The sequence below is a fragment of the Gandjariella thermophila genome, from assembly GCF_005405885.1.
Lineage (GTDB): Bacteria > Actinomycetota > Actinomycetes > Mycobacteriales > Pseudonocardiaceae > Gandjariella > Gandjariella thermophila.
In genome coordinates, this window is sequence record NZ_BJFL01000061.1 from 1 (window position 1) to 15536 (window position 15536).

The following is a 15536-nucleotide window of genomic DNA, read 5'->3' on the forward strand; positions in this document are numbered from 1 at the left end:
GATCAGCGGAAGTATGGATCGATAAACTCTCGATACGGTCGACTGGCTGACTCCGAACAGGTCGCCCACAGCCGCCTGGTTCAGATTCTGCCGGACGTATACCAAGGTGAGTACGACAGCGCGGTATAGTCCCACCACCGGAGGCCAGACTTGCTTTTTATTGCAGGAGGCGATCTGCCAAATGCGAGCAACAAGCTCCTCGATCTGGTCGGCAGCAAGTCCTGTAGTAGACTGGTAACGCAACGGCCCCGCCTGTAAGTCGTGTTCTGTGGTAGGAAAACGATCTTATCTGATCGGGGTCGTTGCCCTACTTTGAGGTGATCAAGCCGGCCTGAATAACGCTCTGAGAACCTGCAGCAGCGCCGGAAGACCTTGCAGCGACACGACGTGCGCTTCAATCAGGCAGCCGGATTCCGCGGTGCGGGCCGCGAGATCATGCCGCAGCGCCGCAAGTTCGTCGAGTCCTCGCGGCAGGTCCGGGGGGACATCGATGTAGAGCAGGCTGACCTGGTCTCCCGTTCCGGGATGCACCCAGTGCGTCTGGTCCTGTTGCTGGAATCCCGTGGTGTCGAACGACAATGGCACGCCGCTGACGCTACCGGTGTGGATCGGTGTGTCCGAGCCGTTCGCAACGATTCACATCCAGGATTTCTCACACCAACTCCACCCGCTGCCCCCTACTGCGTCAGTGACCGTCGCGAGCCAGGTGACCATCCAGGCTGATACACGGCGAAAGGTGCACCCGGCGCCGCGCCGGGCCACCGCACACCACGACGGCGTGGCCGACACAGACCCGCCGTGGCTACTGGCCGTTGAATGGATCATACAGTGTCAGGGTCCGGGCGGAAAACGTCATACTTTGCTCGGTACTCGTCGGTGGCGCGTGCATGGTTGGGGATTCTGGTGACCGTGTTCCACAGCTTGTGCACGAAATACACGTGGTCTGATCAGGTGTTGGACTGTACACGGTAAGCCGGTCCGATGTCGTGGGCGTAGGCCGGGCCGGCGGGAATACCGAAGGCGGCGCGGACGCGGTCGACGGCGTCAGCCGGGGAAGTGATCACTTCTTGGGGTAAGGGCGTGAGCATGAGCGGCTTGGCTCCTTCGGGATTGACGCCGGTGTGCTCGGCGACCTGGGCGCGCAGCCCTTGAGGCAGATCGCTGGCACACGAGAGCAGTGGACCAGCGAGGTCTTGACGTCGGTTCTCCCGCAGTTCGTTCGGCACCCACGGGGTGATGACCTCGGCGAGCCGGTTGGCGATCGCGATCGCCCGCGGCTGCCACGGCATCGCGCGCAGATGCTGCAGGTACACCCAATACACCAACTGGTCCCCGCCGGGTGGCAGGTCGGGCGGGAGTTGCGGACTCGTGGCCGAACGCAGCAGCATCGCCACCCGCATGCCGGCTTCTGCGGCGTCGTTTAGGCTGTCGCGGTTACCGCCATGCAGTGGCTCGACGGCACGGAACGCGGCTGCCGCAGCCAGCACGTCCGGGTCAGTGACTCCTCCGCGAACGAGCACCTCCACGGCGCTGATTCCCAATCGGAGCGCGTGGGTGCGCTCCGGCGTGGTCTGGCCGAGCTTGCCCCACTGGGCCAGGGCGTGTTCGACCGCCGTGAAGGTCGACTCGTCCACCAGTCCGGCGAGCCGCGCGCTCTCTTCGACCCACACCGGTGGGCCGACATCCAGACCGCCGGCTGGGTTGTCCACCAAGAGCTGTGCCGCACGCAGCGCAGCTACCAGGTCCGCCACCGGCACCTGTGCCTGCAATCCGGCGCTGCCCTGGATCACTACCGAGACATCGGCGGGAAGCATCCGCAGCAACCGGGGTAGATAGGTCCGGTCCGCATTTCCTCGGGCGCCACCGCCGACGCGGTGTAGGTCATCAGGCAGCGCCCCTGCGCAGGCTCCAACAGCATCGGGTTGCCCTCCGCCGAGACAAGCACTGGCAACACCGCCCCGCCGATCATCAGAAGGAAATGATTCCGCTGTAGCCGGCCGCTCATGGCCAGGCGCATTCCGTGATCAATCCAACTCACCGGTGGCTGTCCAACCTCCAGTGGCGAGGGCCGGTATCCCAAGTTGGCCTGGTACGGCCCGATTTCTCCTGTGGCGTCGACGGCGAACGCGTGGTTGAGGAGGAAGGATACATGTTTTCCGCTCGTCGATTCGATGACGAATTGAGGTCCCCCATGCGGCACTTCCATGTCGGAATGCGGATCGCGGCTCCGCCTCAGGGCTCTCACTGGCCCAGCAGCCGAACGAGGTCGTCTCCGGGCAGGGTGACGGTGGGTGGTGTACCCGGGTTCAGCCGGAGTAGGGCACCTCCCAGTCCGGGGAGGAGGGTACGCACGGGGACTTGTAGGTAGCTGGTTCCCGCGGGCACCCTGGTCGGTGACGTGTAGCCGACCAGCATCGACCGGCCGGCTTCATCGGCGACGAGGACATGGCCTGGTTGGCCCGGCACGGTGAGCATGCACAGCTCGGCGTCGGCCAAGGCGCGCAGTAGGTTTTCCTTCGGTCCGTAGCCGGTGGCAGCCAGCTCCAGCGCGCGCTCGACCCGGTTGGTGGGGCGCGGAAGGCCGAGGGTGCGTGGTCCGGGCCGGTAGTTGGGGTTCGCCCGATAGCCTCGCGTGTCGATTTGGCCATCTGGCGTGGTGGGATAGCCCCCTCGGATGGCCCAGCCGGGGACTTGGCCATTGGGATCGCCGATGTCCGGATCGATGGAGTAGATCCACTGACCGGGATTGGCCCTGGCCTGCTGCCGCATAGCCTCGGTTACTTCTGGGGGCGGGAGTGCTTCTCCAGCCATTGCCTTCTCCTCTCCAGGGCGGCGCGCCGCAGTACATCGGTGCACCATTCGTCCCACCGCTGGTACTTGCTTTCCTGCTCTGCGGCCGTACCGATCAGGTCGCGTGGAGCCTCCTCGAAGAGACCAAACCATTCCGCGCCGTGGATCCCGTACCACTCGCCGGTCTCCAACGACATGAAACGCATGACCGCCGTCATGCCAGGGCTGCGCTCAATGCCCACCGGGAAGCAGTCCAGACGGGCCCCGGCGAGAGCGAGAAACCAGCCGTGATGCTCCAACTCCACCCGCACCGCCTTGAACGCACCCCAGACCGACCGCTCCTGACGCACGATATGCGGGCCGCCGTCGAGTGCAGCTCCCGCCTGGTAGACCTCCCCCGCACAAGCTATCTCAACAGTGACGGGACACTCAGAACCGTCCCCGCGAAATGCGGTGGCGCGGCGAGCCACCAACCTTTTCGCACTCATGCTTTCAACCATGACTCAATTGTCATCCCGCTCGTGGGCGCCCGAGGTTGTTCCCGCTCCGCTGCTACCAGCCGGGGTAGCGCTGGTCCCAGTCTGGTGTGGACGGTGGTTCGGGACCGAACTCGCGGACGGCGTCGCGGGTGATGGTCTCGATGACGTCCCGGAGTTCCAGGGTGGCGAGCCAGGATTCGGGGATGGCGGCAGGGCCGTAGTGGGCGCCGACGATGTTGCCGCACACCGCGCCGGTGGAGTCGCTGTCGCCGGAGTGGTTCACGGCGACGATCAGAGCGTCCGTGAGGTTGTCGGTGCAGAGCGCGGCGCACACGCCGATGGCGAGTGCTTCCTCGCCGACCCAGCCGCCGCCGAGCCGTTCGGCGATCTGCTCCGGGGTCGGCCGTCCGGCGGAGGCCAGGTCGATGGCCGCGTCCAGCGCGCGGGCCTGTTCCTCGTGGCCGTCCCAGCGCAGCAGGATCGAGTGGGCCGTGGCGATCGCGGCGCGGAGGTCGGCGCCGGCCAGGAGTTGGTGCACGATGACGGCGAGGGTGCCGGCGGAGAGGTAGCCGCTGGGGTGGCTGTGGGTGAGTGCGGCGGTGGCCGCGCCAAAGTGGAAGACCTCGGCCGCGTCGTCGCTCCACAGCGCGGCGGGTGCGGCGCGCATGACTCCGCCGCAGCCCTTGGAGTCGTTGAGGTGGTGGGTGAAGGTGCCCATTTGCCCGGTGCGGGCGAAGGTGCGCAGGGCGGTGATGCAGGTGTTGCCGGGGGCGCGGGTGGCGAACAGGCCAGGGTTGCTGATCAGCCAACCGTCGGGTGCCGGGGCGTGGGCGCCGAACATCCCGGCCGCGTTCGCCCACTGGTTGCCCTGGGTGTGCAGCCACCGCTGGTAGGCGTGCTGGACGGCGAGCAGCACGTCGTCTGAGCCGGTTAGCCGGCGGCGCACGTGCGCGCGGATCAGCCCTTCCAGGGTGAACAGTGTCATCTGCGTGTCGTCGGAGATCTCCCCGCCCCGGCCGCCGCGACGATCGAAGTCAGTGATCCCCGCGTCCCCGTACCGGCCGCGAATCCCGTCGATCGACTCGAACTCGACGGTGTACCCGAGCGCGTCGCCGACCGCGCCCGCCAAGATGCTCCCCACAAACCGCTCTTTCCGCGTGGGCGCGATGCGGTGAATGTGGCCCTCTCCCCTGCCGCCGTCCCCTGAAGCGTTCTCCGTCTTTTGATGCAGTGGGTACGGTTCGTAGTTGTCGTCGAGTCCAATGGGAAATTTTGTACGGTCCGCCATCTCCGGGGATACGTACTTCCCTTGCTTTTTTAGTTCCCGCAGCCTGGCGCGAGTCTCTTCTCTCTGTTTGCGGACTTCGGGGGGAACCTGCTTTCCTGGAACTGAGTGCTTACTCACCAGTTCGTCATGTTCCATTGTTCTGGCTCCCTAGTCGGCAAGGTGTATTACCCAGGTCCAGCTTTCTTCGTCGAAGTACTTGTCGGTCACCGTGAACTCGTAGTCAGGAGGGTACACCACCTCGTGTTCTCCCAGGCAAGATATGTCCCTGCCATTTGTGCTGTCAACGACGAACATCACGTTTCCGTGGTATGGTGAATCTGGTGACGTGCTGGTGAACGCAGGTTCCCGCACGGTCTTTCCTATTTCGTATCGGGCAAGTAAATCGTCCAAATCTGCTTGTCTTACGGCGATACCCCGATAGGTCTCCCCCTTGTATCTCGGCATCTTTTCGATACTGGACTCAAGTGTCTCAATTTTTGGCGCTAAGCGCTCCAAGGCATCAGGGTCACCCGCTCGGAGAGCTTCGTTGATCTCTTTGTAGCCAGATCCCTTGTAGTCGGCTATCACGTAAAGCTGCTCGTCGGTCAGAGGGCGTAGTTCAGGGATCTCTTTTCCGGTGTGAACGTCCCTCCTTCGAGATTGGGCATACTCGCGATCTTCTTGTGAGAGCGAGTAACGGTTTCCGCGTCGGTCGACGACGTCCGGAGAATGATGCTCGACGCCGGAGCTGTCAGCTTCTCCCACCTTGAGGTCGGCGAGTTCCTGTTCGGCTTTGTGGAAGGTGCCGTCGAGTTTTTGGGTGATGAGTGACGGTGGGGTGGGTTCGTGGGGCGCGGAAACGTTGGGTGGGCGGTGGACGGAGTGCGGGGCGGGGGCGGTGTCCACCGTTCCCGCGCTGGAGGTGGTGGTCGTACCGGGGTCGTGGACGTGGAGGTTCTGCAGGTCGCTTTCGACCTTGCCGAGTCCGCCGCCGGACTGGTCGAGGTGGTGGGCGATCTGCTGGTCAAGGTCGGGTGGGGGTTGGTAGAGAGATGGCGGCTTGGCGTCGGTGGGTATCGCGTGACCGGCGTCGCCGGCGGCGGTGTGTGCGGTGTCCTGAGCGCCGGCTGTGCCGGCGTGTTCGGTCGCGGACTTCGCGGCATCCGCGGCAGCGGTGCGGGCGGCGTCCTCGGCGCCGGTGGTGGCGGCGCGTTCGGTGGCACCGGCGGCGGCGCGTTCGGTGGCACCGGCGGCGGCGCGTTCGGTGGCACCGGCGGCGGCGCGTTCGGTGGCACCGGCGGCGGCGCGTTCGGTGGCACCGGCGGCGGCGCGTTCGGCGATGGAGGCGCCGGCCTTGGCGGCGGCGCCGCCACCGTCGGTGACCGCGCCGAGCACGACGTTGGCGGTGAGCTTGCCCAGCGCCTCCGATGGGTCGCTGCTCCAGCCGGTGCCGACCAGACCCTTGACCAGTTCCACCGGGTGGTGCGCCGAGTGCACCAGACCCGCGGCCGTGGTGGAGACGCCGTCGAGGTATTCGGCCGGGTGGGTGACGTTGTAGTAGTCCTGCGGGTTGAGCGTGCGGGCGAGCTTGACGATGTCGCCGGTGGCCTTGACCACCCCGCCCAGGAAGTGCTCCTGCTCGATGGCCCCGCCCTCGTACAGGTCTTTCGCGTCGGCGAGCATGCGGCGGCCGAACGACGGCTCGGCCGGGGCCAGGTTGGTCGCGGCGACGATCGTGTCCTGGGCGCGGGCGGCCGCCTGGTCCCGTTGTTGCCTGGCCCGGTCCAGGATCTCCTGTGCCTCCCGCATCCGCGCCTGGCCCGGGTCGGTGAACGGGCCGGGCTTCTGCGGTGGCCGCTCGGGTGTGCCGCCGAGGGAGATCGCGGTGTTGTACACGGCGACGTCGGCGTTGTAGCTGGCGACCTGGGCGTCGTACTCGGCGTGGGCCTGCTCCGAGGCACGCCTGCCGTCCTGGTAGAGCCGGAGCGCCTGCTGCGCCTGGTGCTGCGCCCAGTCCACGGTGTGCGCGTAGGACTCCCAGGCATCGGCGGCCTGCTGGCAGGCCGACTCCGCGTCCGCCCACTGCCTCGGGTGCTGGTGGTACACCGCCCGAAACGCGTCCGCCGCCTTGCCCTTCCAGTGCGCGGTGTCGATCTCCGCCAGACCGCGGGCGGTCTCGCCGAACGCCTCCGCGAACTTCCGTAAGTGCCCGACGGTCTCGTTGATCGCGTTGACGTCGCCGTGGACCAGTTCGAAGGCGAACTCCGTCTCGCCGAGCTGTTTCTCCGCCACGTCCGCGCCGAGCGCGTCGGCCGCCTGGTCGCCGACGAGCCGCATGCCCTTCGCGGCGTCGTGCGCGCCCACCGCGTCCAGGCCGCGAGCGACCAGGTGCGCGCCGCCGTCGACGGCCCGGCCCGCCGCATGTTCGACGGTCTTGGCGAGGTGCTCGGCACCGTCGCCCAGCTCGTCGACGAGATCACCCAGGCCCATCAGCGCTCACCGTCGTGGCCGGGCGCGGAGCCGAACAGCTCGTCCTCGGCGCGGGCGAACTCCTGGCCGTGCCCGGTGGCCGAGGCGATCTTCTTGGAGATGCCCATCGGCCCCTCGACGGCGTCGCGGGCCAGGTCCTGGCCCTCGGTCTTCCAGGTCTGTTCGATGTGGTCGGACGCCTTCTGGTACGACTCGGCGCTGTAGTCGGCGTGCAGCGTCTGGTTGACCGGGTTGTCCGCCCACACCTGCTTCCAGGACTGCTTCTCCACCTGCTCGTCGGTCAGGTGTGGGTTGCCCATCGCGTCGGACACCACGTCCTTGAGGACGCCCGAGGCGTACTGCTCCGCCTGGTGGTACGCCCCCGCCGACAGGTGCAGATCCTCCGCGATCTGGTTGCCGTCCTGCACCAGCGTCCGCACGCCCCAGGACCAGCGCTCGCAGAACTGCTCGAACGCCTGCCGCAGCCCGCCGTGACCGACCTGCATGCCGCGCAGCGCCAACCCGGAGAAGCCACGACCCATGGCCGCGGACCCGTTCACCCCCAGGGTCTTCAGCTCGGCGATGGCGTCGTCGATGCCCTTCGCCGTCGCGGCCAGGGCTTCCGGGTTCACGCCGTAGCCGTCAGCCATGCGACACCGCCCCCGCGTCCACCGCCACCGGGGCCGGCACGATACCGGTGACCGGCGGGAACATCATCGGCCGCGGGCCGGCCACGTCCAGCGCCACCCCGGCCGGACCGCCCACCTCCGCGACCACCACGTCGAGCAGGCGCCAACCGCGAAAGGTCGCGTAGTCCCATGACCGGTCGGCCTCGCCACGGGCGGCGGCGAACGCCGCCAACTCGGCCTCGCTGCTGAACGCGTAGATCCACCGGATCCCGCCCCACGTCCCGCTCAGTGGCAGGTCGGCATCGCCGAGCGGCACCAGCACCACGCTCTGCCGGAACGCCTCGACCAAGGCGTTGCCGTCACCGGAGCCGTGGTAGATCGCGGAAATTCGTTCCGCGAGGACCATCCTGTCCCCCGACACGTCCCCTCCCACACGGTCACGTCGCGACGGACTGATGCGGATCGTAGATGCGACGCGTGGCGCCTCGGGCGCGTTCCGTATGTGATCGATCACTCAGTGACCGGCGGGTCCTCCTCGGCGGGCGAGGGCTGGTTCGGAACCAGCCACAGCACGCCGGCCGGCGGAAGCTGCAGCACCGCCGAGTACGGCCGGCCGTGCCACGGCTTTTCCTCGGCGTCCACGCCGCCGAGGTTGCCGACGCCGGAGCCGCCGTAGTCCTCGGCGTCTGTGTTGAGGATCTCCCGCCAGCGGCCCGGCTGCGGCAGGCCGACCCGGTAGTCGTGGTGCGGCACCCCGGCGAAGTTGGCCACGCAGGCCAGGGTCGAGCCGTCCGCGCCGTGCCGCAGGAAGGACAGCACGTTGCCGTCGGAGTCGTTGGCGTCGATCCAGGAGAAGCCGCTGGGCTGGGTGTCCAGGGTGAACAGCGCCGGGTGGGCCCGGTAGAGCAGGTTGAGCTGGGTGACCAGCCTCCGGATGCCGGCGTGCAGCGCCGCGTCGAGCAGTTCCCAGTCCAGCGAACGGCTTTCGGACCACTCGGCGGTCTGGCCAAACTCACCGCCCATGAACAGCAGTTGCTTACCGGGGTGGGCCCACATGTAGGCGAGCAGCGCGCGCAGGTTCGCCGCTCTGTTCCAGTCGTCCCCGGGCATCTTCGTCCACAGTGAACCCTTGCCGTGTACGACCTCGTCGTGCGACAGGGGCAGCACGTAGTTCTCGCTCCACGCGTACACCAGCGAGAAGGTCATCTCGTTGTGGTGGTAGGACCGGTAGATCGGGTCGTGGGAGAGGTAGTCCAGCGTGTCGTGCATCCAGCCCATGTTCCACTTGAACCCGAAGCCCAGGCCGCCGAGATGGGTGGGCCGGCTCACCCCGGGCCACGCGGTGGACTCCTCGGCGACCATCACGATGCCGGGGTGTCGCTTGTAGACGGTCGCGTTCAGCTCCTGTAGGAACCGCACCGCGTCCAGGTTCTCCCGGCCGCCGTACTCGTTGGGCACCCACTCGCCGTGACCCCGGGAGTAGTCCAGGTAGAGCATGGAGGCCACCGCGTCCACCCGCAGCCCGTCGACGTGGAACTCGTCCAGCCAGTACAGCGCGTTGGCCACCAGGAAGTTGCGCACCTCGCGGCGGCCGAAGTCGAACACGTAGGTGCCCCAGTCGGGATGCTCGCCGCGGCGCGGGTCGGGGTGCTCGTACAGCGGGGTGCCGTCGAAGCGGGCCAGTGCCCACTCGTCCCGCGGGAAGTGCGCCGGCACCCAGTCCACCAGCACGCCGATGCCGCGCGAGTGCAGGTGGTCGACAAAGTAGCGGAACTCGTCCGGGGTGCCGAACCGCGGCGTCGGCGCGTAGTAGGAGGTCACCTGGTAGCCCCACGATCCGGCGAACGGGTGGCCGGCGATCGGCAGCAGCTCGACGTGCGTGAAGCCGAGTTCGGTGAGGTAGTCGCCGAGCTGGTGGGCCAGCTCCCGGTAGGACAGTCCCGGCCGCCAGGAGCCGAGGTGCACCTCGTAGACGCTCATCGGCGCGCTGGTGACGTCGGTGGCCGCCCGGCGGGCCAGCCACTCGCCGTCACCCCAGACGTAGTCCGAGGTGTAGACGACGGACGCGGTGGCCGGCGGCACCTCGGTGGCGAACGCCAGCGGGTCGGCCTTCTCGTGCCAGTGCCCGTCCGGGCCGAGGACGCGGAACTTGTACCGCGCCCCATCCGGCACGCCGGGCACGAACAGCTCCCACACCCCGGAGGACCCCAGCGAGCGCATCGGGTACGCCCGGCCGTCCCAGTGGTCGAAGTCGCCGCACACCCGCACGCCGCGGGCGCTCGGCGCCCACACCGCGAAGGACACGCCGTCCACCCGGCCCATCGGCGTCTGGTACTCGCGCCGGTGCGCGCCGAGCGCCTCCCACAGCCGCTCGTGCCGGCCCTCGCCGATCAGGTGCAGGTCCAGCTCGCCGAGGGTTGGCAGCCAGCGGTACGGGTCGTCGGTCACCACGGTGTGGCCGGCGTAGTCGATCTCCAGCCGGTAGTCGGTCACGGTGTCCGGCACCAGCCCGGAGAACAGCTCGCCGGGCAGTCGTTCCAGCGCGTACCGGTGCTCCCCGGCGATCACGGTGACCATCTTCGCGCCCGGTCGCAGGGTGCGGATCGCGGTGCCGCCCTTGACGTGGTGCGCGCCGAGCACCGAGTGCGGGTCGTGGTGGTCGCCGTCGCGCAGGCGGTCGAGGTCGCGCTGGGCCGGTGCGGCGGCCTGCGGGACGGGAGTTGCCGTGGGGCCGGCAGAACTCATGGGTGCTGTTCCTCTCTCCCCGCGAGTTCGCGCGCCTCCACGATCGCGTCGCCTGGGCGCGCGTCGCGCAGCGCGGTTACCTCGTTCGGCAAGGCGCCCTGCCGCCACGAGCGTGGGGCCTCCGGCAGGGGCGCGCGGGGGTGGTCGCGGTGCGTGCCGCGGCTCGACACGGTCATGCGCATTCTTCCCCGGCGGTCATGCGGGCGACCGCGGCCAGCGGGACCGCCAGCCACTCCGGTCGGTTGGCGTGCTCGTAGCCCACCTCGTACACGGCCTTGTCGAGTTCCAGGGCGCGCAGCAGGGTGGCCTTTTCGCGCGGGTCGACGCCGGCGGCGGCGTACCCGTCGCAGAACGCCCGGCGGTTGCGCTCCGTCCACTCCGCGGCGCGCACCTCGAGCTGGTGCGGCACCTCGTCCCCGACGAGGATCTGGTGCGCGGCGTAGTCGATCGACCGCAGCATGCCGGCGATGTCGCGCAGCGGCGAGCGGAGCGTGGACCGCTCGGCCACCTCGGCGGCCGGCTCGCCCTCGAAGTCGATCAGTACCCAGGCGGTGTTCGTCCGCATCACCTGGCCCAGGTGCAGGTCGCCGTGGATCTGCTGGAGCCGCAGCGGCAGCGGCACCGAGCGGACGGCGTCGAACGCGCGGCGCAGCGCCGGCTCGTACGGGGCCAGCTCGGGCACGGCCACCAGCACGCGGTCGAGGCGGCGGTGCATGCGATCCACCGCGGCGTCCAGCCGGTCGCGGTCGCCCTCCTCGCCGCCCAGCGCGCGGCGCAGGTCCTCGTGCACCGCGGCGACGGCCTCGCCCAGCCGGTACGCCTCGGCGGCGAAGTCGCCGCCCACCTCGTCGGCGTGCAGGTCGCCCTCGGCCATCAGGTCGCGCACGCTGGTGTTGGCCATCGCCCAGCCGTCCACCGCGTTGCTCAGGTACTCCTGCAGCACGCCGAGCACCACCGGCTCGCCGCGCAACTCGCAGTCGATCGACCCGAGCGGCGCCGCGATGTGCTGGCAGCCGACCCGGTGCAGCGCGCGGTGCAGCTCCAGGTCCCGGCTGGGCCCCGGGTGCAGCCGGCGATAGAGCTTGAGGATGTAGCGGTGGCCGAAGATCAGCGACGTGTTGGACTGCTCCACGCCGGCCGGCCGGGACCGCAGCCCCGGGTAGAGCTGGGCGTCCGGCTCCGGCCGGAAGCGGACGCCGGCGACATCGCGGTCGGCGGCGATCAGGTCCAGCAGGGTGGTGCCGAGGTCGCCGTCGTGTACGGCGCTGTAGCAGGTCTCCCCGGCGACGGTGCCGATCTCGGTGCCGGCCAGGTGCTCGGGCAGTCGCTGGGTGCGACCGACGAGCACCTGGTACAGGTCCTCGGCGCCGGTGCGACCGCCGCCGTCCTGCTCGACGGCGAGGACGGCGTGCACCAGGCCGGGGTCCGCGTCGCCGACCAGTTCGGTCGCCCGGACCGGGCGCACCGCGCGGATTTCGCGGTCCTTGCCGGCGAACCACCGCTGTTTGGGCAGCCAGTCGGCGAGCGGCCCGGCCAGCTCGTTGATCAGCTCTGTGGGCGCCAGGCGGGTCATGGTGCCTCCCCGCTCTCCGTGGCGATGATGGAGAACCAGTAGAAGCCGTGCCCGGGCAGGGTGAGCAGGTAGGGGAGTTGGCCGATGCGCGGGAACGGCACCTCGCCGGTCAGCTCGACCGGGATGGACCCCTCGTGGTCGGAGAGGTCCAGCTCCACCGGTTGCGGGAACCGGGACATGTTGTTCACGCAGATCACCAGGTCCTCGTTGCCGTCCGGGGTGATCCACCGGCGCTGGTAGGCCAGCACGCTCGGATTGGACGAGCCCAGCTCGACGAACGTGCCCAGCCCGAAGGCCGGGTGCTTGGCCCGGACCTGCAGCATCCGCCGGGTCCAGTGCAGCAGCGAGGACGAGCTGTTCAGCTGGGCCTCCACGTTGACCGACTGGAACCCGTAGACCGGGTCGGAGATCGCCGGCAGGTAGATCCGGTTGGGGTCGCAGCGGGAGAACCCGGCGTTGCGGTCGGGGGTCCACTGCATCGGTGTGCGCACCCCGTCCCGGTCGCCGAGCCAGATGTTGTCGCCCATGCCGATCTCGTCGCCGTAGTAGAGCACCGGCGAGCCGGGCAGGGACAGCAGCAGGGCGGTGAACAGTTCCTGCTGGTTGCGGTCGTTGTCCAGCAGCGGCGCCAGCCGGCGGCGGATGCCGATGTTGGCCTTCATCCGCGGGTCGGTGGCGTACTCCGCCCACATGTAGTCGCGTTCCTCGTCGGTGACCATCTCCAGGGTCAGCTCGTCGTGGTTGCGCAGGAAGATGCCCCACGTGCAGCCGCTGGGGATGGGCGGGGTCTGGGCGAGGATCTCCGAGATGGGGAAGCGGGACTCGCGGCGCACCGCCATGAAGATCCGCGGCATGAGCGGGAAGTGGAACGCCATGTGGCACTCGTCGCCGCCGGTGCTTGGCTCGCCGAAGTAGTGCACCACGTCCTGCGGCCACTGGTTGGCCTCGGCGAGCAGCACCCGGCCCGGGTACTCGTCGTCGACGACCTTGCGGCAGCGCTTGAGGAAGGCGTGCGTCTCCGGCAGGTTCTCGCAGTTGCTGCCCTCCCGCTCGTACAGGTAGGGCACCGCGTCCAGGCGGAAGCCGTCGATGCCCAGGTCCAGCCAGAACCGCAGCACGTCCAGCATGGCGTCCTGGACGGCCGGGTTGTCGTAGTTGAGGTCGGGCTGGTGGGAGAAGAACCGGTGCCAGTAGAACTGCCCGCGCACCGGGTCGAAGGTCCAGTTCGACGTCTCGGTGTCGGTGAAGATGATCCGGGCGTCGGTGTAGTGCTGGTCGGTGTCGCTCCACACGTAGAAGTCGCCGTAGGGACCGTCCGGGTCCTCCCGGGACGCCTGGAACCACGGGTGCGCGTCCGAGGTGTGGTTGAGCACCAGGTCGGTGATGATCCGGATGTTCCGGCGGTGCGCCTGGTCGAGCAGGTAGACGAAGTCCTCGACGGTGCCGAACTCGGGCAGCACGGCGCGGTAGTCGCTGATGTCGTAGCCGCCGTCGCGCAGCGGCGAGGCGTAGAACGGTGGCAGCCACAGGCAGTCCACGCCCAGCCAGGACAGGTAGTCCAGCTTGTCGGCCAGCCCGCGCAGGTCGCCGATGCCGTCGCCGTTGGAGTCGGCGAACGCCCGGACCAGCACCTCGTAGAAGACGGCCTCCTTGTACCACTCCGGGTGCCGGGGGGCCGGGCGGGCATGGTCGAAGTCCTCCGCGCTGGGCTCGACCATGAGCCCTTCCGGCGTCACCGCCTCCCCGGTGTGCGGCACGCCCTCCAGCCCCAGCGCAGCGTCCGGTCGCCCGTCGTCGGCCATGTCGGACCTCCGCCTTACCTCAGCAGACCGTCCCTTGCAGCCTCTCATCGTCACCCGAACGGGGACCATAGGCAGGACGAGATGCCCCATTCGGCCCAGTGGCGACCGAGATGTCCGGATCATCCCGCCGCGGGTCAGCCGCCGCGCGCGGCCCACCGGCGCGTCCGTGCCGGCGGGTGGGCATCTGCGTATCGCACGTTCGGGTGATACTCCCGGGTCGCTTTCCGAAACCGCCCGTGCGCTGGTGGTCCGTTCCGCGAGAACTTTTCACTGGTCTGTTCCCATCTGTGTTCTCGTTCTTGGTCAGAGCGCCAAAAAGTCCAGTTGGTGACCCCTGAATCGGTCAGTGAATGCCGTCGCAAGCAGTCCGTGAGCCGCCTTGTCGATCTTCGTTCGAGCCGGTCAAGGTCGGCTTGAACGGTCAACCTTCTTTCCTTGACAGCATTGCTGGCCGGCGTAGCGTGGATCACGTTCAGAGGTACTCCCACCCCCAGGGACGAGGGGAAATCGGATTATGATCAAGGATGTTTTCAGGACGGGCGTGCCCGCCCGCCAGGACGGTTGGTGGGGCTGGTCGCCAAGGCACCACCACCGTCGCTGGCACCGTGGCTGGACCGGTCGCGGCTGGTGGGGCGGCCGCGGCTGGGGCGGCGGCTGGTGGGGCTGGCGCCGCTGGTAACGCGGTTCGGCGGACGGCGGTCACCCCGGAGGCGGGGCTGGGCCGCCGTCCACTCTGTTCGGGGGGACTGCTGAGCAATGATCGTGGATCGGCTGCGCGCGGTGTTCGGGGCGCCCGGGGCCGCCGGCGCGGGAGTGGTCGAGGCGGCGCCGACCGTCCGGGTGCGCGAGGTCTTCCGCCGGTTCTGGCCGGACACCCGCCCGATCCGCCCCTGGCTGTGGGTGAGCCTGATCCTGCTGGTGCTCGGCCCGGCGGTGGACACCGTCGCCATCTGGATGTTCAAGATCCTCATCGACGACGTGCTCACCCCGAGGAACTTCCACCTGCTCTTCGTCCTGGTCGGCGCGTACCTCGCGATCACCGTGCTGATGGGGATCGTCGGCTTCGCCGACCACTTCCTCTCCGAGTGGATGGGCGAGCGGTTCGCGATGGACCTGCGGACCCGGCTGTTCAACCACCTGCAGACGCTCTCCGTCAGCTTCTTCGAGCGCCGCCGGCTCGGCGACGTGCTGGCCCGGCTCGGCGGGGACATCGCCGCCATCGAGATGGTGGTGCTGAGCGGGGTGGCCGCCATCCTGTCGAACGCGTTCAAGATCGTGTTCTTCACCGCGGCGCTGTTCTACATCCGCTGGGAGTTGGCCGTGGTGTCGCTGGTGGCGGTGCCCGCGTTCTGGCTGCTGGCCAAGCGCTTCGCCCGGTTGATCAAGGACGCCAGCCGGGAGGCCCGCAGGCGCACCGGTTCGATCGGCGCGGTGGCCGAGGAGAGCCTGGCCAACATCGCCCTGGTGCAGGCGTACAACCAGCAGGACGCCGAGACGGAACGGTTCCGTCGGGAGAACGTGGGCAGCTTCGCCGCGGAGATGCGCTCCACCCGGCTGCGGGCGCTGTTCACGCCGCTGGTCGACGTGCTCGAGGTGGCCGGGGTGCTGCTGGTGATCGGGCTGGGCACCTGGGAGCTGGCCCGAGATGCGATCACCCTGGGCGGGCTGCTGGTGTTCCTGGTCTTCCTGCAGCAGCTCTACAGCCCGGTGCGGGCCTTCGGGCAACTGTCCAACTCGATGTTCGCCGCCGCGGCCAGCGCCGAGCGGGTGATCGAGCTGCTG

Annotated in this window: 13 protein-coding genes; 1 reads left to right on the top strand and 12 read right to left on the bottom strand. The window is 68.7% G+C overall.

All coding sequences use genetic code 11. From position 1 onward, the window contains the following. From FFT21_RS27025 to treS, 12 genes are all read right to left on the bottom strand, one after another. The coding region (locus FFT21_RS27025; protein WP_137816747.1) for a helix-turn-helix domain-containing protein at positions 1 to 243 on the bottom strand (243 nt) is incomplete at its 3' end. Positions 244 to 321: 78 nt separating this feature from the next. Then, positions 322 to 585, bottom strand: coding sequence for a hypothetical protein (locus FFT21_RS27030; RefSeq protein WP_137816748.1), 264 nt, complete (start codon positions 583 to 585; stop codon positions 322 to 324). Positions 586 to 947: 362 nt separating this feature from the next. Continuing rightward, a complete protein-coding gene (locus FFT21_RS27035; RefSeq protein ID WP_137816749.1) occupies positions 948 to 1823 on the bottom strand; it encodes a hypothetical protein in 876 nt (291 codons plus the stop codon). A gap of 418 nt (positions 1824 to 2241) precedes the next feature. After that, positions 2242 to 2769 (bottom strand): type VII secretion system-associated protein, encoded by a 528-nt coding sequence (locus FFT21_RS27040; protein WP_192909779.1) that lies wholly within the window; start codon positions 2767 to 2769, stop codon positions 2242 to 2244. 8 nt (positions 2770 to 2777) lie between these two features. After that, positions 2778 to 3290: a hypothetical protein gene (locus FFT21_RS29360; RefSeq protein WP_192909780.1), complete on the bottom strand. Its 513-nt coding sequence runs from the start codon at positions 3288 to 3290 to the stop codon at positions 2778 to 2780. Positions 3291 to 3342: 52 nt separating this feature from the next. Beyond that, positions 3343 to 4446, bottom strand: a complete 1104-nt coding sequence (locus FFT21_RS27045) for an ADP-ribosylglycohydrolase family protein (protein WP_503826170.1) — start codon at positions 4444 to 4446, stop codon at positions 3343 to 3345. Positions 4447 to 4704: 258 nt separating this feature from the next. Beyond that, positions 4705 to 7026: a putative T7SS-secreted protein gene (locus tag FFT21_RS30440; protein ID WP_371856872.1), complete on the bottom strand. Its 2322-nt coding sequence runs from the start codon at positions 7024 to 7026 to the stop codon at positions 4705 to 4707. Then, on the bottom strand, positions 7026 to 7655 hold the full coding sequence (locus FFT21_RS27055) for a hypothetical protein (RefSeq protein ID WP_137816753.1): 630 nt from the start codon (positions 7653 to 7655) through the stop codon (positions 7026 to 7028). The genes FFT21_RS30440 and FFT21_RS27055 overlap by 1 nt, the downstream gene beginning before the upstream one ends. Continuing rightward, a complete protein-coding gene (locus tag FFT21_RS27060; RefSeq protein ID WP_225978806.1) occupies positions 7648 to 8055 on the bottom strand; it encodes an SseB family protein in 408 nt (135 codons plus the stop codon). The genes FFT21_RS27055 and FFT21_RS27060 overlap by 8 nt, the downstream gene beginning before the upstream one ends. An 89-nt stretch (positions 8056 to 8144) precedes the next feature. Beyond that, on the bottom strand, positions 8145 to 10379 hold the full coding sequence (gene glgB, locus FFT21_RS27065) for a 1,4-alpha-glucan branching protein GlgB (RefSeq protein ID WP_137816754.1): 2235 nt from the start codon (positions 10377 to 10379) through the stop codon (positions 8145 to 8147). A gap of 172 nt (positions 10380 to 10551) precedes the next feature. Then, on the bottom strand, positions 10552 to 11952 hold the full coding sequence (locus tag FFT21_RS27070) for a maltokinase N-terminal cap-like domain-containing protein (protein WP_137816755.1): 1401 nt from the start codon (positions 11950 to 11952) through the stop codon (positions 10552 to 10554). Next, positions 11949 to 13754, bottom strand: coding sequence for a maltose alpha-D-glucosyltransferase (gene treS, locus FFT21_RS27075; protein WP_137816756.1), 1806 nt, complete (start codon positions 13752 to 13754; stop codon positions 11949 to 11951). Before treS ends, FFT21_RS27070 begins: the two co-directional genes overlap by 4 nt. A gap of 756 nt (positions 13755 to 14510) precedes the next feature. Between treS and FFT21_RS27080 the strand changes: the two genes are divergently transcribed. Further along, a partial coding sequence (locus FFT21_RS27080) for an ABC transporter ATP-binding protein (RefSeq protein WP_137816757.1) occupies positions 14511 to 15536 on the top strand: 1026 nt, incomplete at its 3' end.

Excerpts from the sequence above, each read along its gene's own strand:
- treS (WP_137816756.1), bottom strand. The coding sequence starts at position 13,754 with ATGGCCGACGACGGGCGACCGGACGCTGCGCTGGGGCTGGAGGGCGTG.
- FFT21_RS27040 (WP_192909779.1), bottom strand. The coding sequence starts at position 2,769 with ATGCGGCAGCAGGCCAGGGCCAATCCCGGTCAGTGGATCTACTCCATC.
- FFT21_RS30440 (WP_371856872.1), bottom strand. The coding sequence starts at position 7,026 with ATGGGCCTGGGTGATCTCGTCGACGAGCTGGGCGACGGTGCCGAGCAC.
- FFT21_RS27070 (WP_137816755.1), bottom strand. The coding sequence starts at position 11,952 with ATGACCCGCCTGGCGCCCACAGAGCTGATCAACGAGCTGGCCGGGCCG.
- glgB (WP_137816754.1), bottom strand. The coding sequence starts at position 10,379 with ATGAGTTCTGCCGGCCCCACGGCAACTCCCGTCCCGCAGGCCGCCGCA.
- FFT21_RS27055 (WP_137816753.1), bottom strand. The coding sequence starts at position 7,655 with ATGGCTGACGGCTACGGCGTGAACCCGGAAGCCCTGGCCGCGACGGCG.
- FFT21_RS29360 (WP_192909780.1), bottom strand. The coding sequence starts at position 3,290 with ATGGTTGAAAGCATGAGTGCGAAAAGGTTGGTGGCTCGCCGCGCCACC.